Annotated in this window: 23 protein-coding genes; 11 read left to right on the top strand and 12 right to left on the bottom strand. The window is 31.5% G+C overall.

Annotated elements, in window-relative coordinates; all coding sequences use genetic code 11:
- Positions 1-23: 23 nt before the first annotated feature.
- From LPB87_RS17340 to LPB87_RS17330, 3 genes are all read right to left on the bottom strand, one after another.
- Positions 24-2,516, bottom strand: coding sequence for a DUF5686 and carboxypeptidase regulatory-like domain-containing protein (locus tag LPB87_RS17340; protein ID WP_230728689.1), 2,493 nt, complete (start codon positions 2,514-2,516; stop codon positions 24-26).
- 85 nt (positions 2,517-2,601) lie between these two features.
- On the bottom strand, positions 2,602-3,015 hold the full coding sequence (gene aroQ / locus LPB87_RS17335; RefSeq protein ID WP_129539600.1) for a type II 3-dehydroquinate dehydratase: 414 nt from the start codon (positions 3,013-3,015) through the stop codon (positions 2,602-2,604).
- 133 nt (positions 3,016-3,148) lie between these two features.
- Positions 3,149-3,709, bottom strand: a complete 561-nt coding sequence (locus tag LPB87_RS17330) for a porin family protein (RefSeq protein WP_129539599.1) — start codon at positions 3,707-3,709, stop codon at positions 3,149-3,151.
- A gap of 273 nt (positions 3,710-3,982) precedes the next feature.
- Between LPB87_RS17330 and LPB87_RS17325 the strand changes: the two genes are divergently transcribed.
- From LPB87_RS17325 to LPB87_RS17300, 6 genes are all read left to right on the top strand, one after another.
- On the top strand, positions 3,983-4,504 hold the full coding sequence (locus tag LPB87_RS17325) for a hypothetical protein (RefSeq protein WP_129539598.1): 522 nt from the start codon (positions 3,983-3,985) through the stop codon (positions 4,502-4,504).
- Positions 4,505-4,783: 279 nt separating this feature from the next.
- Positions 4,784-5,398, top strand: coding sequence for a porin family protein (locus tag LPB87_RS17320; RefSeq protein ID WP_230728688.1), 615 nt, complete (start codon positions 4,784-4,786; stop codon positions 5,396-5,398).
- 347 nt (positions 5,399-5,745) lie between these two features.
- Positions 5,746-6,255 (top strand): hypothetical protein, encoded by a 510-nt coding sequence (locus tag LPB87_RS17315; RefSeq protein WP_129539596.1) that lies wholly within the window; start codon positions 5,746-5,748, stop codon positions 6,253-6,255.
- Between the two features lie 129 nt (positions 6,256-6,384).
- Entirely contained in the window at positions 6,385-7,017 is a 633-nt protein-coding gene (locus tag LPB87_RS17310; protein ID WP_129539595.1) for a porin family protein, read from the top strand.
- A gap of 83 nt (positions 7,018-7,100) precedes the next feature.
- Positions 7,101-7,997 (top strand): site-specific tyrosine recombinase XerD, encoded by an 897-nt coding sequence (gene xerD, locus LPB87_RS17305; protein WP_129539594.1) that lies wholly within the window; start codon positions 7,101-7,103, stop codon positions 7,995-7,997.
- 196 nt (positions 7,998-8,193) lie between these two features.
- A complete protein-coding gene (locus LPB87_RS17300) occupies positions 8,194-9,717 on the top strand; it encodes a PAS domain-containing protein (RefSeq protein ID WP_129539593.1) in 1,524 nt (507 codons plus the stop codon).
- Positions 9,718-10,104: 387 nt separating this feature from the next.
- Here LPB87_RS17300 and rny read toward each other — a convergent pair whose 3' ends face one another.
- The 3 genes from rny to LPB87_RS17285 form a co-directional block, all read right to left on the bottom strand.
- Complete coding sequence (gene rny / locus LPB87_RS17295) at positions 10,105-11,670, bottom strand: ribonuclease Y (RefSeq protein ID WP_129539592.1); 1,566 nt, start codon at positions 11,668-11,670, stop codon at positions 10,105-10,107.
- 208 nt (positions 11,671-11,878) lie between these two features.
- Positions 11,879-12,172 (bottom strand): cell division protein ZapA, encoded by a 294-nt coding sequence (locus LPB87_RS17290; RefSeq protein WP_129539591.1) that lies wholly within the window; start codon positions 12,170-12,172, stop codon positions 11,879-11,881.
- 7 nt (positions 12,173-12,179) lie between these two features.
- Positions 12,180-12,470 carry a hypothetical protein gene (locus LPB87_RS17285; RefSeq protein ID WP_129539590.1) on the bottom strand — a complete coding sequence of 97 codons (291 nt, stop codon included), beginning with the start codon at positions 12,468-12,470 and terminating at the stop codon, positions 12,180-12,182.
- A 175-nt stretch (positions 12,471-12,645) separates the two neighbouring features.
- Here LPB87_RS17285 and LPB87_RS17280 point away from each other — a divergent pair, with 175 nt between their 5' ends.
- From LPB87_RS17280 to LPB87_RS17270, 3 genes are all read left to right on the top strand, one after another.
- The gene (locus LPB87_RS17280; RefSeq protein WP_230728687.1) at positions 12,646-14,343 is read left to right on the top strand and encodes a M23 family metallopeptidase; all 1,698 of its coding nucleotides are present in this window, start codon (positions 12,646-12,648) and stop codon (positions 14,341-14,343) included.
- Positions 14,344-14,354: 11 nt separating this feature from the next.
- The gene (locus LPB87_RS17275; RefSeq protein ID WP_230728686.1) at positions 14,355-16,811 is read left to right on the top strand and encodes a TonB-dependent receptor; all 2,457 of its coding nucleotides are present in this window, start codon (positions 14,355-14,357) and stop codon (positions 16,809-16,811) included.
- 101 nt (positions 16,812-16,912) lie between these two features.
- Positions 16,913-17,635, top strand: coding sequence for a hypothetical protein (locus LPB87_RS17270; protein ID WP_129539588.1), 723 nt, complete (start codon positions 16,913-16,915; stop codon positions 17,633-17,635).
- Between the two features lie 9 nt (positions 17,636-17,644).
- Here LPB87_RS17270 and LPB87_RS17265 read toward each other — a convergent pair whose 3' ends face one another.
- The 5 genes from LPB87_RS17265 to LPB87_RS17245 form a co-directional block, all read right to left on the bottom strand.
- Positions 17,645-18,346, bottom strand: coding sequence for a hypothetical protein (locus LPB87_RS17265; protein WP_129539587.1), 702 nt, complete (start codon positions 18,344-18,346; stop codon positions 17,645-17,647).
- Between the two features lie 216 nt (positions 18,347-18,562).
- Positions 18,563-20,389: an ABC transporter ATP-binding protein gene (locus LPB87_RS17260; RefSeq protein ID WP_129539586.1), complete on the bottom strand. Its 1,827-nt coding sequence runs from the start codon at positions 20,387-20,389 to the stop codon at positions 18,563-18,565.
- A 52-nt stretch (positions 20,390-20,441) separates the two neighbouring features.
- Positions 20,442-22,169, bottom strand: coding sequence for a phospho-sugar mutase (locus LPB87_RS17255; protein ID WP_230728685.1), 1,728 nt, complete (start codon positions 22,167-22,169; stop codon positions 20,442-20,444).
- A 146-nt stretch (positions 22,170-22,315) separates the two neighbouring features.
- Positions 22,316-23,272: a glycosyltransferase family 2 protein gene (locus tag LPB87_RS17250; protein ID WP_129539584.1), complete on the bottom strand. Its 957-nt coding sequence runs from the start codon at positions 23,270-23,272 to the stop codon at positions 22,316-22,318.
- 9 nt (positions 23,273-23,281) lie between these two features.
- Entirely contained in the window at positions 23,282-23,815 is a 534-nt protein-coding gene (locus LPB87_RS17245; protein WP_129539583.1) for a DUF4199 domain-containing protein, read from the bottom strand.
- Between the two features lie 246 nt (positions 23,816-24,061).
- On the opposite strand from LPB87_RS17245, the gene LPB87_RS17240 reads away from it, so the two are divergent.
- Positions 24,062-24,313 carry a type B 50S ribosomal protein L31 gene (locus LPB87_RS17240; RefSeq protein WP_129539582.1) on the top strand — a complete coding sequence of 84 codons (252 nt, stop codon included), beginning with the start codon at positions 24,062-24,064 and terminating at the stop codon, positions 24,311-24,313.
- 178 nt (positions 24,314-24,491) lie between these two features.
- Positions 24,492-25,667, top strand: a complete 1,176-nt coding sequence (locus LPB87_RS17235; protein ID WP_129539581.1) for a GlmU family protein — start codon at positions 24,492-24,494, stop codon at positions 25,665-25,667.
- Positions 25,668-25,758: 91 nt separating this feature from the next.
- On the opposite strand, the gene LPB87_RS17230 is transcribed toward LPB87_RS17235, so the two are convergent.
- Positions 25,759-26,202, bottom strand: a complete 444-nt coding sequence (locus tag LPB87_RS17230) for a PepSY-like domain-containing protein (protein ID WP_230728684.1) — start codon at positions 26,200-26,202, stop codon at positions 25,759-25,761.
- Positions 26,203-26,379: the final 177 nt, after the last annotated feature.

The following is a 26,379-nucleotide window of genomic DNA, read 5'->3' as shown; positions in this document are numbered from 1 at the left end:
ATCTGCGTGAAATTGTCGCTAAATTACTCTAAAATATTAAGAAACTTTAAGCCAAAAACAACTCCATTTTGCTCTATTCCATTTTGATAAGAATGAACATAATCTATGCGTAGCATTCTGAATTTTCCAAAACCAAGATTGTCCAATCCTACTGTAAATTCTGAGTATGGTTTTGTATTAGGAATTTCAAGAGAATGAAAACCTATGTTTAAAGTTGATTTTAGTTTATTTAATAATGGAATTTTGTTCATGATATAACCATTGTCATTATGTTCCATATGAACTTCAAAATAGCTATCGTTTGTGCTGTTGCTATAATAAGGGAGCAAATTAAAAACATTTAAATAGCGACTGGCTTGACTAATATGAGTTTGATTTCCATTAAAGTGTTTGTAATCCATAAAAGCAATATTTTCTGCATTAAAAAAGGTGCCTGCTTTAATATTGATTCCTAAGAGCCCTTTGTTAGCAAGTCCCAAATCATATCTTACCGCAACGTTTATGTGATCAAATTCATATTTTTTGTCACTAGCGGCCAATCCTTTTTCGTAGCCTAAGTATATAGTAGGATATTTTTCATCTCTAATATTATATTTCCCATCTGGTCTTGATATGTATTTATTGCCAAAATTAATTCTAGTAGACAGATTGGTTTTTATCAAATGGTGTTTTTCAAATGGAGTGCTTTCAAAATCATTTGGTGAAAACGGATTGTTAGAAGAATATAAATCTCCTTTATTAAAGAAAGAATAATCAGTTGTGTTAAAAAGGGGAGTGCGTTGTTCGTAGGCAATTTTTCCATTTAAAGTAATGCCATTAGCAATGTTTTGATAATAGGCTATTTGAGCAAATTCGAGATTGTAAACTTTCATGTAATTGTCCTTAAAGAATAAAGAACTAACCGAATTGATGAAACTGCTAATAGGTTCATTGTTATTGAACTGTTTTACTTTAGTTCCTCCGGTAACGTTAAGTGTTGCATAATTTTGATGATTAAAAATGTGCTTGAATTCTCCAGTCATACGCAATCTTTCATCCGAAAAACCATAGTTAATTGCTGTACTTATTGTGGTTTCTTTACCTTTTTCTTCGTTCCATTTTTTATATAAAAAGCCAGTTCCAATATTAAAACCTTGTACGGTATTAAAACTAAACGCGCTCAAATCGAATAAACCATTGTATGTAAATGAATATTTCTCAAAAGTATTCTTGTATTGGTGACCGAGTAATATATCAGAAATAGTGAACTTGTTATTTTTAGCATCAATAGAATCGGTGTACTTTCTAGAAGTTCGAATAGTTTGTAAACTGTCTTTTTTAATGTAATCCGTACTTTCCTCGATTGTTAAAGGAATCGGACGAATTGTATTCCAATACGAATTGTCTTTTTTATTTGCATTAGCTTCAAAACTTACGATTTCATTAGTGAAAGTTTTCTTTTCAAATGATTCGGGAAACTCATAATTAGTATATACATAATTGAATTTACCTGTAAATACAACGCCAAAAGCTCCCGCGGTAAAGGACAGGCTTTGAGCATTTTTAGCCCACAATTTATTTTTGGAGTTATAGCTGAAACTTTGTTTGAGATTCATTATTTGAGTAACCTCATTTTTAATTCGGTACCCTTTGATATCAAGATCAATTGCGTAAATAGCAAAACTATCATCAATAATATAAATATAGCCTTCAAAAACAGGTTCTTTGTCACGTTTAGGAATTACTTTTATTTTATTAATTTCTTTATTATTTTCATCGAAGAACGTTCCTTCTAGTTTGTATTTATAATAATTAAAAGCATTATCTGCAATAGGTGAAATCATATTTACACCAAATTTTAGAGTGTTATTATAAAAATCATAAGTAGATAAACTGGCCGTATTATAGCTAAAACCTTTGTTATTTCCTGAAATTTTAGAAGCAATAATGTTTTCTTTCAGGTTGTTAGGTTTTTCAAAAGTAATTTTAGAAATAGTTTCAGACAGGTATAGAACTCCCGTTCCAGTAGAATCAAGATTGGAGGCCATTTCTTCTCCAATATCTACTTTTATTCCCATGATTTTTTTGGGTAAATCTTTTATTTTGAATAAGCCTTTTGAATAGAAATCTGCTGTATAGCGTTGTGTTTTTTTAGCGTTTTCTTTTTTGTTAGCTATGGCACTTTTTATAATGTCGTTTGCAGGATTATTTTTAGGATTTATGATTACTTCATTAAGAGTGACGTTTTCTTCCTGTAGTTTTACATCTAATATATAAGAAGCTGAAGATGTATTTTGAATAGTTAACTTTTGGGCCTTATACCCTAAAAATTGAAATATGATTTTATTCTTGCCTATTTCTTTTACGTTTAGTTGGTATTTACCTTGCTCGTTAGAAGTGGTGCTATTGTATGTGTTCTCTTCAAAGACAGAAACAAAAGGAAGAGGATTTCCATTCTCATCCGAAACGGTACCTTTTATCTGCGCGAAATTTGAAATAGAAAATAGTAAAAAAGTAAGTAACGTAAAGTTTTTCATAAATAGGTTCATTTCTTGTTTCAAAAATAGAAGAACTTAATAATGAACCTATTAAAAGTATGTTAAAACATTTGTAATACTATAACTATAAAAAAGAACGTATTGCAAGCTCGTAACTTTTTAAACCAAAACCAAGAATAACACCTTTAGCATTTCCTGATATATATGATTGATGACGGAAGCTTTCGCGCGCATAAGTGTTAGATATATGGACTTCTATAACAGGAGTAGTAACAGCTTTAATAGCATCTCCAATACCAATAGATGTATGAGTGTATGCACCGGCATTTAAAATAATACCATCATAATTAAAACCAAACTCTTGTATTTTTCCTATTAGCTCTCCTTCAATATTGCTTTGGTAATAACTTAGTTCAATATTTGGAAAAGAATTTTGCAACGTCACAAAGTAATCTTCAAAAGTTTGAGATCCGTAAACTTCAGGTTCTCTTTTTCCTAAAAGATTTAAATTTGGTCCGTTTATAATGATGATTTTCATTTAGAATAATTTAGTGTATTATGGAATTGTTTTCATTTTATATCTTAAAGAAAACATTTTACTAACTGTGTAAAAATAAAAAAACCGTCCCAATAAATAGAACGGTTTTCATAAAAGTATGTGATATTATTTTTTAGAACATAAATCCAGCAGAAAGTTGGAAAACAGAGTTCTTAGCTTTCGCTTCTTTTGATATTTCTGTTAATCCTAAGCCATAACGACCTTGGATGAAAATGTTTTCGGTTAACTTAAGGCCTAAACCTGCATTTACTCCGAACTCAAATGTTTTAGGGTCTTGTACATCAAATTCTTTTTTATTACTTAATAAAAATGATGCTTGAGGACCAACTTCTAGGCTAAAGGATTTATTTAAATAAATTTTTGCCATTACTGGAATTGTTAAATAACCTAATTCATTTTTAAAATCTTCAACGGCTGTTTTATAAGTTGCACCTTGTGTTGAGTACAAAAGTTCAGGTTGGATAGAGAATTTATCTAATAACTTAATTTCGGCTACTAAACCAGCATGATAACTAGTTATACCTTCTTTGTCTACTGAAATGCCTTCAAAACCAGCATCTCCATTTAGATTGGCAAAATTTACCCCAGCTTTTACTCCAAATTTTATAAATTGTGCTTGCATTGTTGCCGATGTTGCTACGAACAGTACAGCTACTAAAATTAATTTTTTCATAAGTTTTTTTTTAACGATTTGATTGATTTTTCTTTAGAGAAAACGGTTATAAATTGCAAATATTGCTTAAATAATTTGAAAGATTCTAATCTTTTGTATTAAATTATTTTAGCGAATTGCTTAGTTCGTTAGCAAAATTACATGCTGTTCATCGGTTTAGTTTATATTTAGGTGCTATTGTTTTACAGAATTTACATGTATTTATTTTTTAGTAGTATTATATTTCTAATTATTTAATATATTTGTAGTATTAATTTTATAATAAAAAAAAACATGAAAAAAATTATTTTAACTACGTTGGCAGTTTTAGGATTCACATTTGCAAATGCGCAAGAGCAAACAGCAAAAGGAAAATGGCTTATTGAAGCAAACACTGGTTTTGGTGGAGAAGGAACAGGAAATACTTCTTTTAGACTTACGTCTGAAGATGGAGATACTGCTTGGAATGTTGGGGCGGAAGGAGGTTATTTTGTAATGGATAATCTAGCTGTAAAAGCAGGATTAGGTTATGGAGATAATGGTGAAGATTTTGCAAATAGTGTATTCTCATACAAAGTAGGAGCAAAATATTATTTACTAAATAAATTTCCTTTAGAGATTTCTTACAACGGAGCTAGTATTAAAGATGCAGAGGAAAATCCTTCATATATTGGTTTTCAAGGTGGATATGCATGGTTTGTAGGAAATAATATTTCTGTAGAACCAGGTATTCGTTACAATGCTACTTTAAATGAAGATTATGGAAGTGGTAAAGGTGCTTTTCAATTTAATATTGGCTTCGCCTTACATTTCTAGACGTTTACATTCAGTTTTAAAAAAAACCTTTCATATTAATTATGGAAGGTTTTTTTTTGTTTTATAAGTTTTATTTGGTTAATTTTTAATATAAAAAAAATAAAATGGGCATCACTAAATTTAGTGAGAAAAGAAGTAATAATATGTTGTAATACAGTGTTTTGTAGATGCAAATTTGATAGGTTTTATTTTTTGTTTTTTATTTTTTTTAACATGTATTTTTGGAATTTAGATTTCACTTATCTACGTTTGCCGCATAAATTTTAACATAAACAAAAAATGAAAAAAATTACTTTATCAATTGTTGCGGTTTTAGCATTTGGATTTGCAAATGCACAAGAAGTTAAATTTGGAGTAAAAGGTGGAATCAACCTTTCTACTTTAACAGGAGATATTGAAGATACTTCTTCAAAAGTTGGTTTCCAAGTTGGTGGTTTTGCTGAAATCAAATTATCTGATAAATTCTCAGTTCAACCAGAGCTTTTGTACTCTACTCAAGGAGCTAAACGAGATTTTAATGGATTTGATATTGATGAAATGGAGGTTGTTTCTGCTGATTTGACTTATAAATTAGCTTACATCAATGTACCAGTTATGGCAAAATATTATGTTGCTGAAAAATTTAGTTTAGAAGCAGGACCGCAAATTGGTTTTCTTGTAAGTGCTAAAGGTAAAGTTTCTGGTGGAGGTGATTCTTCTGAAGAAGATATTAAAGATCTTTATAAATCAATTGATTTTGGTGTAAACTTTGGTGCTGGTTACGATTTTACAGAAAATGTTTCTGTTGGAGTTAGATATAATTTAGGTTTGTCTAATATTGCTAAAAATGAAGAAGGTGACAATGCTAAAATTAAAAATAGTGTATTCTCTTTATCAGTTGGATATAGATTCTAATAACTAATTATAGAACACTTTTAGGGGTGTTCTTGAATTTATTTTTACAATTTTAAAGCCCTTAAATAGTAGTATTTAAGGGCTTTTTTTATTTGAACTGTATAGGTATTTGTTATTAGAAAAATTTAGTTTATAAGTTTTTTAAGGTTAATTTTTATTGCTTCAAAAATAAATTTTTCCTCACTAAATTTAGTGAGAAAAGCAATAATAATGTAGTGTAAATCAATGTTCTGTGCTTAAAAGAATAACTAGGTTTATTTTTTTTTATTTTTATTTTTTAACAGTATTTTTGGAATTTAGATGGGACTTATTTACGTTTGTCGCATAAAATTTAACATAAACAAAAAATGAAAAAAATTACTTTATCTATTATTGCAGTTTTAGCATTTGGGTTTGCAAATGCACAAGATGGTCATTTCAAAGTAGGAGCACACGTTGGTTTACCTATGGGTGATATTAAAGATGCTTATTCAGTAAATTTAGGAGTTGACGTTGCTTATTTATGGGAAGTTGCTGATAAATTCAGTGCCGGAGTTACTACAGGTTATTCTACTTATTTGGCTAAATCACACACTTTTTCAGATGGTTTAAATACTGTTAAGATTAAAGGTGATGCTGCGGGTTACATTCCAGTTGCTGGTACAGCACAATATTCTATTTCAGATAACTTATTTGTAGGTGCAGATTTAGGATATGCTATTTATGCAGGTAGTGGAGATGGAGATGGTGGAGTTATCTATCAGCCTAAATTCGGATACCAAGCAGAGAAATATGAAGTTTATGCTGGTTATAAAGGAATTTCTGTAGATGGAGGAACATTTTCTTCAATCAATGTAGGATTCAATTATAAATTCTAATTATAGAATTTTAAAAATACAGTTTACAACCCTCTACTATTGTAGAGGGTTTTTTATGAAACTTAATAAAATAATTAATAGCTATTTATAGAAAATATAATTTACGAATGATAGCAAAATAATAAAACAATGAAAAAAATTACTTTATCTATTGTTGCAGTTTTCGCATTTGGATTCGCAAATGCACAAGAAGTTAAATTTGGAGTAAAAGCAGGGATGAATCTTTCGACTTGGACTGGAGATACAGAAGGAGTAAATTTAAAATCCAAAGTTGGATTTAACGGAGGTGGATTTGTAGCGATACAATTTTCAGAGAAGTTAACCTTACAGCCAGAGGTTTTGTTTTCAACTCAGGGAACAAAAATAGATAATCAGGCGGTAGACATAAATGAAGATGGAGTGGTGGATGTAGTAGGTGATGTTTGTTTTAATTTATCGTATATAAATGTTCCAGTAATGGTTAAATATTATCCTGTTAAAGGATTTAATGTTGAATTAGGGCCACAAATAGGGTTTTTAGTTGGGGCAAAAACCGTTACAAAATTGCAAGGTTATAGTGGTGAAAGCAAAATTGATGTTAAGGAGATTTTTGAATCTATTGATTTTGGAGTTAATTTTGGAGCAGGATATGATTTTACAGAAAATATCTCAGCAGGAATTAGATATAATTTAGGTTTAGCTAATATTGCGAAAACTGAAGCTGGAGATGATTCTAAAATTAAAAATAGTGTTTTTTCTCTATCAGTTGGATATAAGTTCTAGTTTTAAAATTTCAAAAATAATTTATGAACCTTCTACTGCGGTAGAAGGTTTTTTTTATGCAGAAAATGTTTTACTTTGTGAGTATGAATTGGAATAGGTATATAAAAGATTATCAATCCTATCTTAAGATTGAACGTGGTTTGTCTAAAAATACAATCGAGAATTATGTTTTTGATATAGAGCGATTATGTCTTTTTTTAGCCCAGAACCAAATTGAAGTTTCTCCATTAAAAATTAATGAAGAAACGATTCAGCAGTTTATTTATTCAGTATCCAAAGAAGTAAATGCACGTTCGCAGGCTCGCATTATTTCGGGATTGAAAAGTTTTTTTAATTACTTAATTTTCGAAGATTATCGTAATACTAATCCGTTGGAACTTATAGACTCTCCTAAAACAGGAAGGAAATTACCAGATACATTATCTGTTGATGATATTGATAAACTTATTGCAGCAATCGATTTAAGCTCTAATGAAGGAGAACGTAATCGTGCGATGCTGGAAACTTTGTATAGTTGTGGACTTCGGGTTTCTGAATTGGTAGCTCTGAGAATATCGGATTTGTTCTTTGAAGAAGGATTCATAAAAATTACTGGTAAAGGAAATAAAGAGCGGTTTGTTCCTATTGGAGAATCTACTCAAAAATATATTTTAATTTATGTTAATTCAGTTCGACTCCACTTAAATATTAAAAAAGGACATGAAGATACTTTATTCCTCAACAGAAGAGGGAGTCAGTTAACAAGAGCAATGATTTTTACTATTACAAAGGATTTGGCTTTTAAAATAGGTTTGAATAAAAATATAAGCCCGCATACGTTAAGACACTCTTTTGCAACACATTTACTGGAAAATGGCGCCGATTTAAGGTCCATACAATTGATGCTGGGTCATGAATCAATTACTACAACCGAAATATATGTTCATCTGGATAGAACATATTTAACGCAAGTAATAAACACTTTTCATCCCAGAAGGTAAGTTTTTTTGTTAAAATATGTTGTAAGATTGTGTTTTTGTCTTAAAAAAATAATATCTTGGAGGTGTATTGTTCATAATAAAGAGTATTTGCTTTTATGCTTATAGTAAGAAGTGAAAATGATTTTTTTGGTATTAAATAATGACATCAATTTTATTTGTTTTTTAGATGAACTAGTCAACTTACACAAACACAATTATGGTTTTTGATTTAAATGAAGATGAAAATTGTCAGAAGTTGAATAACTTTTACAAGAAATTATTTGCCGAAATTCCTGACTTAATCTTTCAGTTTGTTGTCGATGTCGATAACACTTATTCTTTTCCTTTGGTAAGTAAGTCCATGGAAGAGATATTTGAGTTGTCTATAGCTGAATTTACTAATCGTAGTAAATTTTTTATCTATGAAAGAGTGCATCCCGAAGATCAGCATCTGTTTATTTGTTCGCTATCCAAAGCTAGAAAAACTTTGACAGCGTGGGAAATTGAATTTCGAGTAGTATTACCCAAAAAAGGAATTCGTTGGTTAAAAGTTTGTTCAAAAACAGAGGGTTCTCTCGATGGTAGAGTTAGTTTTTATGGAAGAATGTCTGATGTTACCGATATAAAAGATCAAGAGCTTAAGCTTAAATTATCTGAAGAACGTTTTCAGTTTGCTCTAGACGCTTCGACTGTTGGTGTTTGGGATTGGGATATGGTAAGTAATAGAGTTTTTTACTCCTCTTTATCCTTAAAGATTTTAGAATTACAGTCTAATGATATTTTTGATGATCCTGAACGTTGGGATAAAATTGTGCATCCAGATGATTTGCCTCGATATTACTCAGATATTCAAGAACATTTTGACAATAAAGTGCCCTATTACGAAAATTATCATCGCGTATTAACGTCTAGTGGTAAATACAAATGGATATTAGATAGAGGAAAGGTTATTGAAAGAGATCTTAACGGTAAACCCTTGCGTGTATTGGGTACGCACACTGATATTTCTTATCAGAAAGAGAAAGAGTTAGAACTTATTAAAACAATGAAATTGTTTAGCGATCAAAATAACCGATTGCTTAATTTCTCTCATATTGTCTCTCATAATTTAAATACGCAAGCAGGAAATATTAAAAGTATTCTTGATTTTATAGATGATGATCATAGTAAAGATACGATTGACGAAATGTTAGTTCATTTGCGTACCGTTTCTAATGATTTAAATGAAACAATTTCAAATTTAACGCAGGTAGTCCAGATTCAAAGTAATCTTAATATAGTGATAAAACCACTTAAATTAAGTTATAATATAGATAAAACAGTTTCGGTAATCAAGGCTTTTAGTAGTAAAGCTAAAATTACAATACTTAATAATGTTCCTGATTATGTAACTATTAGTTTTAATCCGGCTTATCTAGAAAGTGTTTTGCTGAATTTTACTACCAATGCAATTAAATACGCACATCCTGATAGAGACCCTATAATCGAGTTTGTTTTTGTAATTGAACCTGATGGTCGCAAAGCTTTAAAAATTAAAGATAACGGCATTGGAATTGATTTAAAGCTATATGGTGATTTGATATTCGGAATGTATAAAACGTTTCATAAGCACAAAGAAGCGCGCGGAATAGGATTGTATATTACCAAGAATCAGATAGAATCAATGAAAGGGGAGGTTTCTGTAGAAAGTGTCGTTGGAGAAGGGACTACATTTAAAATTGTCTTTAATGATGATTTGTAGGTTTTAAGGTACTGAGTGGCTAAGTTTTTAAGGTTCAAAGCATGAAAGATGTGATTTGTAATACCTGCAAGCTTGTCTTTGTCAAACAAACTAATAGCTCAAGAACTGATTGCTGGCAAAAATAACACGCCATAAACATGACCAACGGTTTTAACCGTTGGTGCGCAATGAATTATCGCAATTTGCATCGCACGGTTGAAACCGTGAGCTATAGTTAAAATAGGATAGAATTTATAAATGAAAGAAATAATACTCTTTGCGAACTTAGCGTAAATCTTTGCTTCCTTTGTGGTTAATGCGATATGGATCTTGACATCTTAATGAAAAAAAGTATCATAAAAAAAACTCCTCGATTGAGGAGTTTTTTTTATGATATAAGTAAAGAGCTTATTTTGCAATATTTACTGCTCTTGTTTCTCGTATTACTGTTACTTTAACTTGACCTGGGTAAGTCATTTCGGTTTGTATTTTTTGTGAGATATCAAATGATAGGCTTGCAGCATTGTCATCAGATACTTTTTCGCTTTCTACAATAACACGAAGTTCTCTACCAGCTTGAATTGCATAGGCGTTTTTAACTCCATTAAATCCGTAAGCTACTTCTTCAAGGTCTTTCAAACGTTGGATGTAAGAATCTAATACTTGTCTTCTTGCACCTGGTCTTGCACCTGAAATAGCATCACAAACCTGTACGATTGGTGATAATAGTGACTTCATTTCGATTTCGTCGTGATGCGCACCAATTGCGTTGCAAACTTCTTCTTTCTCACCGTATTTCTCAGCCCATTGCATACCTAATAAAGCGTGAGGTAAATCACTTTCAGTATCTGGAACTTTACCAATATCGTGAAGTAAACCAGCTCTTTTAGCTAATTTAACGTTCAGTCCCAATTCGGCAGCCATAATACCACACAATTTAGATACTTCTCTAGAGTGTTGTAATAAGTTTTGACCGTAAGAAGAACGGTATTTCATACGTCCAACAACTTTAATTAATTCAGGGTGTAAACCGTGAATTCCTAAGTCTATAACAGTACGCTTTCCTACTTCAATGATTTCGTCATCAATTTGTTTAGCTGTCTTAGCCACAACTTCTTCAATACGTGCTGGATGAATACGCCCATCTGTAACTAATTTGTGTAAAGCCAAACGCGCAATTTCTCTACGAACAGGGTCGAAGCAAGAAAGGATAATTGCTTCAGGAGTATCATCTACAATGATTTCAACGCCAGTAGCAGCTTCAAGTGCACGGATATTTCTACCTTCACGTCCAATGATTCTTCCTTTTACATCATCTGATTCGATATTGAACACAGATACACAGTTTTCTACTGCTTCTTCAGTTCCAACTCTTTGGATAGTATTGATGATGATTTTTTTAGCTTCTTGTTGTGCTGTAAGTTTTGCCTCTTCAATAGTATCTTGTATATAAGACATCGAACTGCTTTTTGCTTCAGCTTTTAAACCTTCCATTAGTTGGTTTTTAGCTTCTTCGGCAGAAAGTCCTGAAATAACTTCTAATTGCTGTAATTGACTTTTGTGTAATTTGTCAACTTCAGCTTGTTTTTTGTCTAAAACCTCAATTTTAGTATTGTACTCTTGTGTTTTAGCTTCGTAATCATCATTAGTCTTTTTAGCTTTCGACAATTCATTAGAAACTTGAGATTCTTTGTCTCTAACTCTTTTTTCTACTTCAGCTACTTTTTTATCTCTTGCAAGAATTACTTGTTCGTGCTCTGATTTTAATTCAATAAACTTTTCTTTTGCTTGAAGAATTTTATCTTTCTTAATGTTTTCAGCTTCTAGATTAGCATCTTTTAAAATGGATGCTGCTTCTTTTTTTGAATTTTTGATTAAATTGGAAATATTGCTTTTCTCAATGATCTTGGCTATCCCAAAACCTGCTGCAATACCTATAATTCCTGAAATAATGATCGTTATTATACTGTCCATGTTTGTTAAAATTTATATATAAAAAAGCCTACATTAGGTTGCTTGTATAAACTCGAAAAGACAAGTTTTGAGCTAACTCACTGTTCAAGTTTCCTCGCCGAAGCGTGGCATGCTTTAGTAGTGATGATTTGCTCATTCTAATTTGTTAGTGTTGAGTTTACCAAATATGAACTAATGTAGGCAGTATCTTAGTTTCTGTAAAGAACGTTTAATTTTCGAGATATTGATCTAAAAGGGTATTTAATCTTTTAATTCGTTCGATAGTTTCGTCACTATCAATTACTTTATCAATTTGTTTTTGCTCTACTTGAGAGGCAAATTGTAATGCACACATGGCTAAAACGTCCTGTTTGTCGCGAACAGCATAGTTTTCTTCAAATTGCTTTATCATCACATCAATTTTTTTAGAAGCGCTCCTAAGGCCTTCTTCCTGAGAGAGATCTACCGTTAATGGGTAAACTCTGTCTGCGATTGATATTTTAATTTTAAGCTTTTCGTCCATGTTGTTACTAGTCTGATAGTTGTGCTATACAGTGATCAATTTCACGAATTAATGAATTTATTTTAAGCTTTGTATCTCTTTTATTATCGTTACTGCCAAGTAAAGAATTGGCGATTTTGAGTGTTTCGTACTGCTTTTTCAAGGCCTCAATCTCTCCGGACTGTCTTTGTATAGTCTGTTTAGCCTCTATTAATTCTGACTTTAGTTCTTGATTGTTCTTTTCTAAACCTTTTAGCTTCGCAAAAAGTTTTTCAACTTTATATTCAAGAGTATCAATTATTTCGGCAATTACACTCATTACAAATCCTATTCATTACTTAATCATACAAAGTTAGTATTCCTTTTTATTAATGCAATATTTTATCGATTTTTTTGCATTAAAAATAGCAAATTAATGGAATTCAAGGTATTGTATTTCGTAGTTTTCCTAATTATTTTACTAACTTTTTTTTATCTTAGCAAAAATGTAAATCATGAAATATTCTGTACTTTTTCTCCTGTTTTGTAATTTTATTTCTGCTCAGACAGATTATCCAAAAGACTATTTTAGACCTCCTTTGGATATTCCGATGCAGCTTTCGGGGAATTTTGGGGAACTAAGACCGAATCATTTTCACGCTGGTTTTGATTTGAAAACGAATCAAAGAGAAGGTTTAAATGTGTATGCTGTTGCTGATGGTTATATATCTAGGATTAAAATTTCGACTTTCGGGAATGGGAAAACTTTGTATGTAACCCATCCAAATGGATATACATCTGTATATGGGCATCTGCAAAGTATGGTAGGTTCAATCCAGGATTATGTAAAGAAGACACATTATAAAGAGAAGTCTTTTGAAATTGAAATGTTCTTAAAACCTGGTGAAATGACTGTTACTAAAGGTCAATTAATAGGCTTATCTGGGAATACTGGATCATCAGAAGGGCCGCATTTGCATTTTGAATTTCGTGATTCAAAAACAGAATTTGTTATAAATCCTATGTTTTTTGGTTTTGATAAATATATAAGAGACACCAAAAAGCCTGTTGTTTCTAATTTATATGTTTATCCGCTTGATGATAAAACGATAGTTAATCAGTCAAAAATACCTTTAATGCTTAATTTGTCATTGCAAAAAGACGGAACATATTTGTCTAGCAGTGTAGCTACAAATGGGAAAATTGGTTTTGGAGTTACTGCTGTAGATTACGATGATGTTTCTTTTAATAAAAATGGAGTTTATAAAGTAGAATCTTTTTACAACGGAAATTCAAACTATGGATATGAGTTCAACACGTATTCATTTGATGAAATGAGATATATAAATGCTTTGATCGATTATTCTAGATATAAAAAAACAGGTCAAAGAGTACAAAAGTTGTTTATGAAAACTCCTTTTGCTTTGAGTATTATTAAAAAAGATTCGCTTAATGGGGTGCTTCCAGTTGTTCCAAATCTAGCTTCGGCATATCGTATAGAAGTTTCGGATTTTTATGGAAATACCAATACAATTAATATTCCTGTTCAGTACAATTCATTGCCTGCAGTTGTAGATTCAAAGCCTGTGGAGTCTAAATATTTGATGAAATATAATAAAGATGCTAATTTTTCTAAAGATAATATGTCTGTATTTTTTCCTGCAGGAACATTTTATGATGATTTTAATTTGAATTTTGATGTAAAAAATGACCGTATTTATGTTCATGACGATACTGTTCCGGTTCATTCTAATTTTACAATAACTATTGAGGATGATAAATATCCTGAAAATCTTAGAGACAAAGTATATATTGGTAGAATGACTGGTAAGAGCAGTAGTTATAATGCGACATCACGAAAAGGGACAGAGTATAAAGCAAAGTCAAGAATTTTAGGTCAATTCGGATTGGTTGTTGATACAATTAAGCCAACAATAAGCATTGCAAAACCAATTGAAGGTAAATGGATAAGCGATGTAAAGAAAATCCAGTTTACAATTAGTGATAGTATGTCGGGGATTAAATCCTACAATGGTTATTTAAATGGAAATTGGATATTGTTTGAGTATGACAATAAAACCAGAAAAATAACTCATGATTTTAATGATGGAATTGTTGCTGAGGGAGCAAACGATTTAAAAATAGAAGTTGTTGATAATGTGGGGAATTCTGCTATCTTTGAGACACGTTTTTTTAGAAGTCAAATAAAATAAAAATATAACGCTTGAATAAGAACCTACTATTTGTTTCCCTTTTATTGTGTATTGGTTTTGCTTCGTTTGCTCAGAATGCCCGAGTAAAAGGAATAATCCTAAATGAAAATAATTTACCTGTTACTGATGTAAATGTTTCTCATTCAGGAAATGTTACACAGTCTAATTCGGATGGTTTTTTTGATATTTCAATACCATCTAATAAAAAAGTAATTATTATTTTTACTCACGTTTCTCAGAAAATGATGGCGGTAACAGTAACTTTAAAACCGAATGAAATATTCGTTTTGAATCCTGTTATGAATAGTTATGCTGAGCAAATGGGGGAGATTGTTGTTATGGCAAATAAAAAACGCATACAAGGAATTACAACTGTAGACCCAACTACTATCAAGAAAATTCCAGGCGCCAATGCGGGAATCGAAAACATATTAAAAACATTACCCGGAGTAAATTCGAACAATGAATTAAGTACACAATATGCCGTTCGAGGTGGGAATTATGATGAGAATCTTGTTTATGTAAATGAGATTGAAGTATATCGTCCTTTTTTAATTCGCTCAGGGCAACAAGAAGGCTTGAGCTTTACCAATACAGATTTGGTTCAGAATGTTGATTTTTCAGCAGGAGGATTTCAAGCAAAGTTTGGAGATAAGCTTTCGTCAGTATTGGATATTACATATCGAAAACCAACTCAGTTTGGTGCCTCTTTTGAAGCAAGCTTGCTTGGTGGAAGTATTGCTGTCGATGCAGTTTCTAAAAATAAAAAATGGTCAGCAATCACAGGAGTTCGTTATCGAAATAATAGTATGCTTGTAAATAGTCAGGATACACAGACTAATTATACGCCTTCTTATACCGACATCCAAACAAATATTAATTATGTTGCTTCTGCAAAATGGCAATGGAGTTTTCTTGGTGCTATTTCTCAAAATAAATATTTGTATGAGCCATTAACCCGAGAAACGAAATTTGGAACTATTGATAAACCAATGGCGCTTGCAGTATATTATGAAGGGCAGGAGAGAGATAAATACGATACTTATTTTGGAGCAATAAAATCAACATATGCTGTTTCTTCGGATTTTACGTTAAAATTCATAGGCTCGATATTTCACACACAAGAACAGGAACATTATGATATTTTAGCACAATATCGCTTAGGTGAGGTAGATAGTGATGGCTCGGTAGTTTTACAAGAGGTAAATTATACCAAAGGAATTGGAACGCAATTAAATCATGCACGAAATGATTTAGATGCTTTAATTGTTAATGCTGAATTAAAAGGGATTTATAATTGGAATGATAATCTTCTGGAATGGGGAGTGAAATATACTCGTGAATCTATACGTGATCGTGTGGCGGAATGGGAGGTAATTGATTCAGCTGGATTTTCTGTAAATCCACCAATTATAAATTTTCCTAAAAATAATCAGCCATACGAATCTTATGCAGGGCCACTTTTGCCGTATCAAAATGTGAGGGCAATAAATTTTAATACTATAAATCGATTTTCAGGTTATACGCAATGGAGCCGAAAAGGAGTTTTAGGTTCTAGTGAAGTTTGGTATAATGCTGGAGTCCGTTTTCAGGACTGGAAAGTGTCAGGAGGAATTGTTGAGGGTAAAAATCAGTTAGTGTTTAGTCCGCGTGCACAATTTGCAATAAAACCAGATTGGGATATGGATATGGTTTTTAGGGTTTCGGGTGGATTATACCATCAACCGCCATTTTATAGAGAATTGCGAAATGAAAATGGAGAAGTGCTATCAGATACCAAAGCGCAACAATCGGTACATGTAGTTTTAAGTAATGACTATAGTTTTAAAATGTGGAATCGACCTTTTAAACTTGTTTCGGAGTTGTATTATAAAACATTGTCAGATGTAAATGTTTATACTATAGACAACGTTAGAATTAGATATGTTGCTGATAATAATGCGAAGGCTTATGCCCAGGGTTTGGATTTCAGATTAAACGGTGAGTTTGTTCCAGGAACAGAATCATGGTTTAGTTTTGGGTATTTAAAAACCGAAGAGAATTATGAAAATAAAGGATATATAGCAAGACCAACGGATCAGCGATTAAAATTTGCACTCTTATTTCAGGATTATATGCCTAATATTCCGAGTGTAAAATTGTATTTAAATATGGTTTATAATACAGGGCTGCCTGGAGGATCTCCTTCGTATTCAGATCCGTATTTATACCAAAACCGACTCAAAGATTACCGTCGGGCAGATGTTGGATTTTCTAAAGTTTTTATTGATAATAATAGAGTCGCAAAAAGCAAACTATTTAAAGAATTTAAAGAATTGTCTTTAGGATTTGAGATCTTTAATCTTTTTGATAATAAAAACGCTATTACTAACACTTGGGTTCGGGATGTATATTCTAAAAATCAATATGCAATTCCTAATTATATGACTTCGAGAGTTTTTAATATAAAATTAACTGCTAGGTTATAATAACCAATGAAAAAGCTAGTTTAGAATGTATAAATTGACTGTAAAGGGGTGAACCATTTTTAAAATTCATTACATTTGAAATTATTTTTTAATAAAACAACATGAGAAAATTACATATATCTATTATAAGTCTTTCTGTTTTACTCTTAGTGAGTTGTAAAAAAGAAATCGAAAAACCAAAGGTTACTTATGATGCTTCAACAGCTTCAAAAGTAATTGCTAAGGTCGATTCCACGCAAGTTGCAATTGCTGATTTGCCAATTCAGATGGAAGGAACAGATTATTTAATTCACCCAGTTGGAGATGTAAGAGTTTATGAAAGAGGTGTTAAAGCACGTTATGGCTCATCGAGTGTAAATGATATAAGTTTTACAATTTCGAATATTGGGGAATATGAAATTACTGGATATTTGCAAAATTTAAAATTTCAGAAAATAGATTCAGATTCAATAAGACCATTGACGGATAAGGCAGTTTTGATACAAACGGCGACTTATTTAAAAACAATTGCCGATAAAACACATAACCATGTTATGGTATATACCATGGTGGATATGGATACTAATAAAGACGGAAAATTAGATACTAGCGATATAAAAGCATTGTATTTAAGTGATATTAGTGGAGAGCGATTCGTTAAGGTTTCTGAAGATTTTCAAGAGCTAATAGATTGGAGTGTTATAGATTCGAAAAATCGTTTGTATTTTAGAACTATTGAGGATACTAATAAAAATGGACAGTTTGATAAAAATGATGTTTTACATTATAATTATATTAACCTAGGAATTAAAGATTGGAAAGTGGTTAGTTATAAGCCAATTTGATATTTATAATTATATTAAAATATCACTTTCAAGATCTGATTTTTCTATATCAAAATCATGACCTAATTTGTGAACCAAATCGATTACGAGTTTCTTGTACCAGTTCTCTGATTTGGGGTGAATGTATATTTTTTCGATAAGATATTTAAGATTGACATTAATTCTTAATCCGTCATTGATTTTAATATCGCTTTTAGAGGTATCTGTAATAATGCGTACTTCGCGTTCATATTGAAAACTTTTTCTTTTAAATAAAAACGGAAAGAATAAATCGTCAAAAGGGATGTATTCTTTTTTGTAATCAATATAGTTTACTTCTCCTATATATTGATCAAAATTATTCTCTGGTTTTAAAGCCTTTTGTAATCTTCCAATGGTAGATTGAATTGCTAATCCTTCGCTATTTTGAGTGAATATCTGCCACATGGCAAATGATTCGTATTCATTGATGTGCCAACTGCTTATTGCTACTTTTTCGCGGTGTATTTTATAGTAATTTATAAAGTCAGGATTGTCTATTGCGAGTTTTTTAATCTCTTCGTAAGTAGGTTCGCTAAATGTCCCCTCATACTGATCTTCAAATTTGTCAGAACGAGACATAAAAAGTTTTTTAGACATCAATAGGTCCAAGAATTTAGATAAATCCAAGTATTTCCATACTATCGTATTAGGGTCTTCAGGTAAGTTTATGTTTGAATTGTGACGATACATAGGCGTTTATATATTGATTCGTTGCTGGTAAGCGTTTTTAATTCATTTAAAAAGGGATTTTGTAGAATCCAAAAAAAAAGGTGTTTCATTTTTTGATAAGTCGCTTCCGACTCTTCGAAAAATGAAACACCTTAAGATAAAATTTAGGATATCTATGTGTTAATTGTCTTTATTTTCAATGGGTTTACATCTTACGTATCCCTAAATTATGAAAAATTATTCAAACGATTGCATAGTAACTAATTTATTATAGGTTCCGTTTAAAGCTATTAGGTTCTCATGAGTTCCTTGTTCTACAATTTTACCTTTTTGCATAACAACAATTAAATCTGCTTTTTGAATAGTGGATAAACGGTGAGCAATAACAATTGAGGTACGGTTTTGCATCATGTTCTCAAGGGCAACCTGAACAAATTTTTCACTTTCGGTGTCTAGTGCAGATGTTGCTTCATCTAGAATCATAATCGGAGGATTCTTTAATACGGCACGAGCAATTGATAAACGTTGTTTTTGTCCGCCAGAAAGCTTGTTTCCGCTATCACCAATATTAGTGTAAATGCCTAGGGGTAGTTCGCTTACAAATTCAAAAGCATTGGCTATTTTTAGAGCTTCAATAATTTCTTCATCAGTAGCATCTAGTTTTCCTAATGAAATATTAGCTTTTATGGTGTCATTAAATAAGATACTGTCTTGAGTAACTAGTCCCATCAAACCACGAAGAGAATGTAAAGACATATCCTTGATATTGATGTTGTCAATCTTTATACTGCCTTCGTTTACATCGTAAAAACGAGTTAGGAGATTGGCAATTGTGCTTTTTCCACTACCAGATTGTCCAACAAGAGCAACAGTTTGTCCTTTTTTTATTTCAAGAGAAAAGTCTTTTAATACATTTTCTTTCTCATATTTAAAGTTGATGTTTTTTATTGTGATGTCTGAGTCAAAAGAAGATTTTTCGATAGCATCAACTTTGCTTGTAATAGGGTTTTCTTGGTCAAGAATTTCTAATACACGTTCTGCTGCAGCGTTCCCTCTTTTTACCCCGTAAGATGCTTTAGAGATTGCTTTTGCAGGAGTAAGGATATTGTAGGCTAAACCCATATAAGCGATAAATGAAGCTCCGTTTAATGTTTTTTCAATTAAAACCATTTGGCCACCATACCAAAGTAAAATCGCAATCACCATGATTCCCATAAATTCACTTGCAGGAGAAGCTAAGTTTTGACGATTACCAATGCTGTTTGATAGTTTAAAGAAACGTTGAGTAGAATTCTGGAAAACACTATTGAAATAATTCTCAGAATTGTATCCTTTTACCACTTTTAATCCGCCTAGAGTTTCTTCAATAGTAGATAAAAATGTTCCTTGTTCTTGCTGTGCTTTAGTTGATTGTTTTTTTAATTGTTTTCCTATCAATGATATTATATATCCAGAAACAGGAATGAAAATAAAAACAAAAAGAGTTAATTGCGGGCTTATGGCAAGCATAGCAATGATGGTGAATATAATAGTTAGTGGTTCTTTTACAATAAGTTCTAAAATTGCAAGAAATGAAGACTGAACTTCGCTAACGTCACCAGCAATACGAGAAATAACATCACCTTTTCTTTTTTCTGAGAAAAATGATAAAGGTAATTCAAGTGTTTTTTTGTACATCGCATTTCGCATATCTCTTAGAACACCATTTCTTAAAAAAGTAATGAAAAACATAGCGAGATAATCGCATAGATTTTTTAATAAAAATATCGAAATAATTACCGCCACCATTACCGATAGAGTGTATCCTACGCCATAATTATCAGTTGCTTGTGTGATAAAATAACTTAAGTAATTTTCGGCGTAATCTTTTATTTCCCAAATGCCCTTGTAAACGGGTATTGTGGTGTTTCTTTTTGTTTGGTCAAATAATACCTGAATCATAGGAATTAATGCCATAAACGAAAGTGTGCTAAATAATGCATAAAGAATATTAAATAAAATATTCATGTATGCGTATCTTTTATAAGGAAATATAAAAGGAAATATTCTTTTGAAATTGTTCATTCAAGATGTTTTTTATTTTTTAAATCAACTTTATAAGTCAGAAGTAAAAAAATTAATTCAATTGCATCGCAGCAATAATGTTTTTTATCTTTTTATCTAAAATAGCATCAGTTGTATCAAAATCTTCAACAGAATCTAATTGAGTGTTTACGCTAATGTAGAATTTAATTTTTGGCTCCGTTCCGCTTGGTCTTGCGCAAATTTTAGAGCCATCTTCAGTATAATAGATTAGTACATTCGATTTTGGAATAGTCATTTCAGACACTTCACCGCTCAATAAGTTTAACGCTGTTGATGATTGATAATCTTCTACCATTATTACTCTTTGTCCGTTTATTTCTTTTACAGGATTTTCACGTAAATTAATCATCATCTGATTAATTTCTTGTAAACCTTCGATTCCTTTTTTTGTTAATGCAACCAAATGTTCTTTATAGAATCCATGCTCAACATAAAGGTTTAAGAGTTCTTTGTAAACAGAGCTTCCGTTTGCTTTTGCTTGTGCAGCCATTTCGCATATTAATAAAGTTGCTGCAACAGCATCTTTATCGCGAACGGCATCTCCAACCATAAAACCAAAACTTTCTTCTCCGCCCCCTATAAATTCAAGTTCAGGAAAATCTTTAATCATTTTAGCAATCCATTTAAATCCTGTTAAGCCTATTTTGCATTCAACGTCATAACTTGTTGCAAGTTCCATCATCATAGGAGTCGAAACAATAGTAGATCCTATAAATTGTTTCCCATTAATTTTACCTGCTTTTTCCCATTCTTGTAATAAGAAAGCAGTCATCAAAATCATGGTTTGATTCCCATTTAGCAAAATCATTTTGCCTTCATTATTACGAACAGCAACTCCTAAGCGATCGCAGTCAGGATCAGTTCCAACAACAATATCCGAATTTGTTTTATCAGCTAACACTAGTGCCATTTCTAATGCCTCAGGCTCTTCTGGGTTAGGTGATTTTACCGTAGGGAAATCACCATTCGGAACAGCTTGCTCAGGTACAATATGTACATTAGTATAACCAGCTTGAGATAAAGTAGGAGGGATTGATTTTATAGAAGTTCCGTGTAAAGATGTAAAAACGATTTGTAGATCCTCTTTAGCTTTAGCTGGAGTGTTAAAACTAGCGTTTTCAATAGATGACTTGATGAAAGCGTTGTCGATTTCAGTATCTATATATTCAATTAATTTCTCGTTAGCATGAAATTTAATTTTTGCATAATCTAAGCTTTCGATCATGGCAATGATTTCAGCATCTTGTGGAGGAACGATTTGTCCACCATCTTCCCAGTACACTTTGTATCCGTTATATTCAGGTGGATTATGTGATGCGGTAAGTACAATACCACATTGACAACCTAAATGTTTAAGTGCAAAAGATAATTCTGGAGTCGGACGCATATCCGAAAACAAATAAACATGAATTCCATTTGCAGAAAAAACGTCGGCCACAATTTTAGCAAGCGTGTTGCTATTGTGGCGACAATCGTAAGCAATCGCTACTTTTAAAGTTTTGTCAGGGAAAACTTTGTGCATATAGTCAGAAAGTCCTTGTGTATTTCTTCCAAGCGTGTATTTATTGATTCGGTTGCTACCAACACCCATAATACCACGCATTCCGCCTGTTCCGAATTCTAAATTCTTGTAAAAACTTTCTTCAAGATCTTTAGGCGATGTCGTCATCATCTCTTTAATCGCCTCTTGTGTTTCATTGTCAAATGCTGGCGTTAGCCATTCGTTTACAGCAGTTAAAATGTTAGGTGCTATATTCATTTGTATATTATTTTAAATTGTAAGTCAAAAAAGCTATTTCAGGAGTTATTACAATCTCTTGAAGCAATCTCCTGCTATTCGCTATATCTTTATGTTTTTAAAGAAAAAACACAAAGGATGCCACTGCTATCAGGGCTAGTATTTTGTTATAAATTAACCTGATTGGCTATTTTATAACGCTCTTCGTTATTTTTGGTACGCAAAATAATTTCGCCCAAGAAACCAGCAAGAAATAATTGAGTTCCTAATATCATAGTTGTTAATGCGATAAAGAACCAAGGATTGCTTGTGACTAAATTATAACGCATTCCCATATACATATGGTATAATTTGGATATTCCTATATAACCAGCTAATAAAAATCCAATGATAAACATAAACGATCCAATGGCACCAAATAAGTGCATTGGTCTTTTTCCAAATCTAGAAAGAAACCAAATCGTAATTAGGTCAAGGAATCCGTTAACAAAACGTTCCATTCCGAATTTAGTTTCGCCATATTTACGAGCCTGGTGTTGTACTACTTTTTCTCCAATTTTGTTAAAACCAGCATTTTTTGCTAAAACAGGGATGTAACGGTGCATTTCACCCGAAACTTCAATATTCTTAACAACTGTATTTTTATAAGCTTTTAAGCCACAGTTAAAATCATTCAATTCAACTCCCGAAGTTTTTCTGGCAGCCCAATTGAATAATTTTGATGGTAAATTTTTTGCTACAACAGAGTCGTAGCGTTTCTTTTTCCAACCCGAAACCAAATCAAATTTCTGGTTAGTAATCATTTCGTATAATCCCGGAATTTCTTCTGGACTATCCTGTAAATCGGCATCCATAGTAATGATAACATCGCCATTTGCTTTAGCAAAACCAGCATGTAAAGCTTGCGATTTACCAAAGTTCTTCATGAAGCGAATACCTTTTACGTTTGGATTTTCATTAGAAAATCCTTCAATAATATTCCAAGAATTATCTGTACTACCATCATCTACAAAAATGATTTCATATGAGTAATTGTTAGATTTCATCACTTTAATGATCCATGTGTATAGTTCTGTAAGTGACTCCTCTTCGTTAAGAAGCGGTATAAGTATAGATAAATTCATTTATTTATTTTATTCTTGATGTGTAGTTTTGCTTTTAAAAATGGCAGCCATAATTAATCCTAATATAGAATAACCAACAATGCTGAAAACCAAAGCTTTTAATAGTTCAGCTGTAGCGTATGGGTTACTTTCTTTCATTTTTGCTAGAGTTTCGTTTATTACCGACGCAGGAGTTCCGAATTTTTGCAATGTTTCAGCCATATATTTTCTGATTAATTCACCTAGAGTTTCTTTTGCGCTAGGGTCAATAACGTTAAATAAGATAATGTTGAAAAAAGTTGAAATTAAAATCCCTACAAGGATAGCAACGAAATAAGTTGTAAAAGCATCTTTAAAAGAGAAAATACCCTTTAAATCTTTTTTAGTTTTTGATAATAAAGTAATAGTAATTATTAGAAAAATAACAAAAGTCATGCCTCCAATCCAACCTGAAACAAATAATTTAAGATCGATCGCGTACATAATTGCAGTGATAAGAGCTAAAACAGCACCTATAATTATACCATAGGTAATTCCATTCTTTTTTATAACTTCATTAATCATAATTTATATGTTTTAAAATTAATCCACAAATATAACAATTCCCAATATAATCATGGATAAAAAATGCTTTTCGATTTTGGATAAAAAAAAATAGGCAAATGTTTGTTTATTGAAAAAAATATGTAAATTTGCAGACTGAAATAATTAAAAGATTTTAAACAAAAAGAGTAGTTGCATTTACACCTTTTTCTAACCACGAAGAAGCTTCAAAATTAAAACGCTCCAAACAATAAATAAAAAGAAAAGATGAAAAAAGGAATTCACCCAGAAAATTACAGATTAGTTGCTTTCAAAGACATGTCAAATGAAGAAGTTTTTGTTACTAAATCTACTGCAGATACTAAAGAAACAATAACAGTTGATGGTGTTGAATACCCACTTGTAAAAATGGAGATCTCTAGAACATCTCACCCTTTTTACACAGGTAAATCTAAACTTATCGATACTGCAGGACGTATTGATAAATTCAAAACTAAATACGCTAAACACGCTAAATAATTTTAGTTTGTTTTTAAATAAATCAAAGCCTTCCTTTTTGGGAGGCTTTTTTGTTTATTATACAGTCTTAATGCTTGATTTAGAGTGTTTATGGTTTATTGAAACAAATAAAATATTTGTAACTTTGAAGTCGATAACCAAATCAAGATTTTAAAATATTGCCAAATTAAATTAATATATGAATTACATTCTATTCGATGGGCCCGTCCGGAATGCCTTGTTGCCTTTTACGTTTACCCGACCTGTTGCCGATATCTTGATCGGAATAATGACAATACGTCAAAAATGGGAGATGCATTTAGGATCAACTACAACAACAATAACCGAAGAGTATCTATCAGAGAAATATCCAATGGTAGAGCTTGAGGAAAACGTAATGATAAATGCTTCGTTTTTACCAAATTATGATTTAGCGGAACTAGTTTCAGATTTAAAAGCAAATCAGGCTATCTTTAAAGGAGAAGAAGTTATTGCTTTTTATACAAGTGAAAATCAAGAAGAGGTTGATTTTGATACTTATGAAATTATTCAATACAGCGGTAATTGTATAACTGTAGAAAATACTTGGGATATTTTCTCAAAAAATGACGCCGCAATACGTGAAGATTTTAACTTTTTAACTGAAGATAGAAAATCGCAACCAATCCCTAAAAGTGTAAATACAATTGCTCCTGAAAATATTTTTATAGAAGAGGGCGCAAAATTAGAGTTCGTTACTTTAAACGCATCTACTGGGCCTATATATATAGGTAAGAATGCCGAAATCATGGAAGGTTCTGTTATTCGTGGACCTTTTGCCTTATGTGAAAATGCACAAGTTAAAATGAATGCTAAAGTTTATGGAGCTACAACTGTAGGAGTAGGTTCTAGAATAGGAGGAGAGGTGAAGAATTCCGTTCTGTTTGCAAATTCGAATAAAGGACACGATGGATTTTTAGGAGATTCAGTTTTAGGAGAATGGTGTAATATAGGTGCGGATACTAATAATTCGAATCTAAAGAACAACTATGAAGAAGTAAAGCTTTGGAGCTATGAAACAGAAGGATTCGCTAAAACAGGACTTCAGTTTTGTGGTTTAATGATGGGAGATCATAGTAAGTGCGGAATCAATACAATGTTTAATACAGGAACAGTAATAGGAGTTAGTGCTAATATCTTTGGTACAGGATTTCCTCGCAACTTTATACCAAGTTTTTCTTGGGGAGGAGCAGCTGGTTTTACAACATACGTTACCAAAAAAGCTTTTGAGACTGCTCGATTGGTTATGGGGCGCAGAAATATTGATTTTGACGAAAAAGAAGCAGCAATTTTAGAGCACATTTTTGAAGAAACAAAAAAATGGAGAAAAGACTGATTTAATTAGATAATGAGTCAATTTTAAAATTGGATAATATATTAAACCCGACAAGTTTTTAAAATTTGTCGGGTTTTTATTTAGTTAAATACTATTTATCGATCTTGGTGAAATCGCCTTTTAGGTTGAATTTTAATTCTAAGCCATTAGTCAGTTTTGTTTCATAGCCAAAAGTTCCTATTTCTATTTTGGTTATTTTTTCTTTAGGAAAATTTACTTTTACGTAAGTAGCAATTTTTTTAGGAATAATAGAGTTTGGGATTTTAGCGCCTTTGCCATCAACTTCTTTCCAGTTTCCTTTTTTATCAAATTCTATTTCAATTTTATTATCAAATTGAACTTTGTATTCTGTAGAGAGGATCTCTTTGTCCTGCAATATATAGCTGGGTTTTTTAGATCCGAAGTGAGTCTTTAAGAAAGTTTGTGCATTTGCCGGTAAGGCTTCTTTTTTTATTACCGTTTTTTGTGCATTTGCAGAAAGTCCAAATATTAATCCTGCAATAAGGCAAACTACTAAGTTTAATTTTGTTCTCATGTTTTTTTCTGATTTTTAGATTCTTATACAAGGTAAGATAAAAAAAATAAAATATGTAAGAAAAATGATGAAACTTAAAAATTGGAGGAGTCAGGAGTTTAATTGTATTGTTGAATACTCTAATTAATATATCTTTGCACCACGAAAAAAAAAGGTTGTCAGTTATATGATTAACCG

This window comes from Flavobacterium sp. EDS, assembly GCF_020991525.1.
Lineage (GTDB): Bacteria > Bacteroidota > Bacteroidia > Flavobacteriales > Flavobacteriaceae > Flavobacterium.
The sequence above is the reverse complement of the archived record's forward strand: the minus strand, read 5'-3'. Positions and strand labels throughout refer to the sequence as shown.

What these genes read in the sequence shown, in the direction of transcription:
- LPB87_RS17340 (WP_230728689.1), bottom strand. Translation starts at nt 2,516, where the DNA reads ATGAAAAACTTTACGTTACTTACTTTTTTACTATTTTCTATTTCAAAT.
- aroQ (WP_129539600.1), bottom strand. Translation starts at nt 3,015, where the DNA reads ATGAAAATCATCATTATAAACGGACCAAATTTAAATCTTTTAGGAAAA.
- LPB87_RS17330 (WP_129539599.1), bottom strand. Translation starts at nt 3,709, where the DNA reads ATGAAAAAATTAATTTTAGTAGCTGTACTGTTCGTAGCAACATCGGCA.
- LPB87_RS17325 (WP_129539598.1), top strand. Translation starts at nt 3,983, where the DNA reads ATGAAAAAAATTATTTTAACTACGTTGGCAGTTTTAGGATTCACATTT.
- LPB87_RS17320 (WP_230728688.1), top strand. Translation starts at nt 4,784, where the DNA reads ATGAAAAAAATTACTTTATCAATTGTTGCGGTTTTAGCATTTGGATTT.
- LPB87_RS17315 (WP_129539596.1), top strand. Translation starts at nt 5,746, where the DNA reads ATGAAAAAAATTACTTTATCTATTATTGCAGTTTTAGCATTTGGGTTT.
- LPB87_RS17310 (WP_129539595.1), top strand. Translation starts at nt 6,385, where the DNA reads ATGAAAAAAATTACTTTATCTATTGTTGCAGTTTTCGCATTTGGATTC.
- xerD (WP_129539594.1), top strand. Translation starts at nt 7,101, where the DNA reads ATGAATTGGAATAGGTATATAAAAGATTATCAATCCTATCTTAAGATT.
- LPB87_RS17300 (WP_129539593.1), top strand. Translation starts at nt 8,194, where the DNA reads ATGGTTTTTGATTTAAATGAAGATGAAAATTGTCAGAAGTTGAATAAC.
- rny (WP_129539592.1), bottom strand. Translation starts at nt 11,670, where the DNA reads ATGGACAGTATAATAACGATCATTATTTCAGGAATTATAGGTATTGCA.
- LPB87_RS17290 (WP_129539591.1), bottom strand. Translation starts at nt 12,172, where the DNA reads ATGGACGAAAAGCTTAAAATTAAAATATCAATCGCAGACAGAGTTTAC.
- LPB87_RS17285 (WP_129539590.1), bottom strand. Translation starts at nt 12,470, where the DNA reads ATGAGTGTAATTGCCGAAATAATTGATACTCTTGAATATAAAGTTGAA.
- LPB87_RS17280 (WP_230728687.1), top strand. Translation starts at nt 12,646, where the DNA reads ATGAAATATTCTGTACTTTTTCTCCTGTTTTGTAATTTTATTTCTGCT.
- LPB87_RS17270 (WP_129539588.1), top strand. Translation starts at nt 16,913, where the DNA reads ATGAGAAAATTACATATATCTATTATAAGTCTTTCTGTTTTACTCTTA.
- LPB87_RS17265 (WP_129539587.1), bottom strand. Translation starts at nt 18,346, where the DNA reads ATGTATCGTCACAATTCAAACATAAACTTACCTGAAGACCCTAATACG.
- LPB87_RS17260 (WP_129539586.1), bottom strand. Translation starts at nt 20,389, where the DNA reads ATGAACAATTTCAAAAGAATATTTCCTTTTATATTTCCTTATAAAAGA.
- LPB87_RS17255 (WP_230728685.1), bottom strand. Translation starts at nt 22,169, where the DNA reads ATGAATATAGCACCTAACATTTTAACTGCTGTAAACGAATGGCTAACG.
- LPB87_RS17250 (WP_129539584.1), bottom strand. Translation starts at nt 23,272, where the DNA reads ATGAATTTATCTATACTTATACCGCTTCTTAACGAAGAGGAGTCACTT.
- LPB87_RS17245 (WP_129539583.1), bottom strand. Translation starts at nt 23,815, where the DNA reads ATGATTAATGAAGTTATAAAAAAGAATGGAATTACCTATGGTATAATT.
- LPB87_RS17240 (WP_129539582.1), top strand. Translation starts at nt 24,062, where the DNA reads ATGAAAAAAGGAATTCACCCAGAAAATTACAGATTAGTTGCTTTCAAA.
- LPB87_RS17235 (WP_129539581.1), top strand. Translation starts at nt 24,492, where the DNA reads ATGAATTACATTCTATTCGATGGGCCCGTCCGGAATGCCTTGTTGCCT.
- LPB87_RS17230 (WP_230728684.1), bottom strand. Translation starts at nt 26,202, where the DNA reads ATGAGAACAAAATTAAACTTAGTAGTTTGCCTTATTGCAGGATTAATA.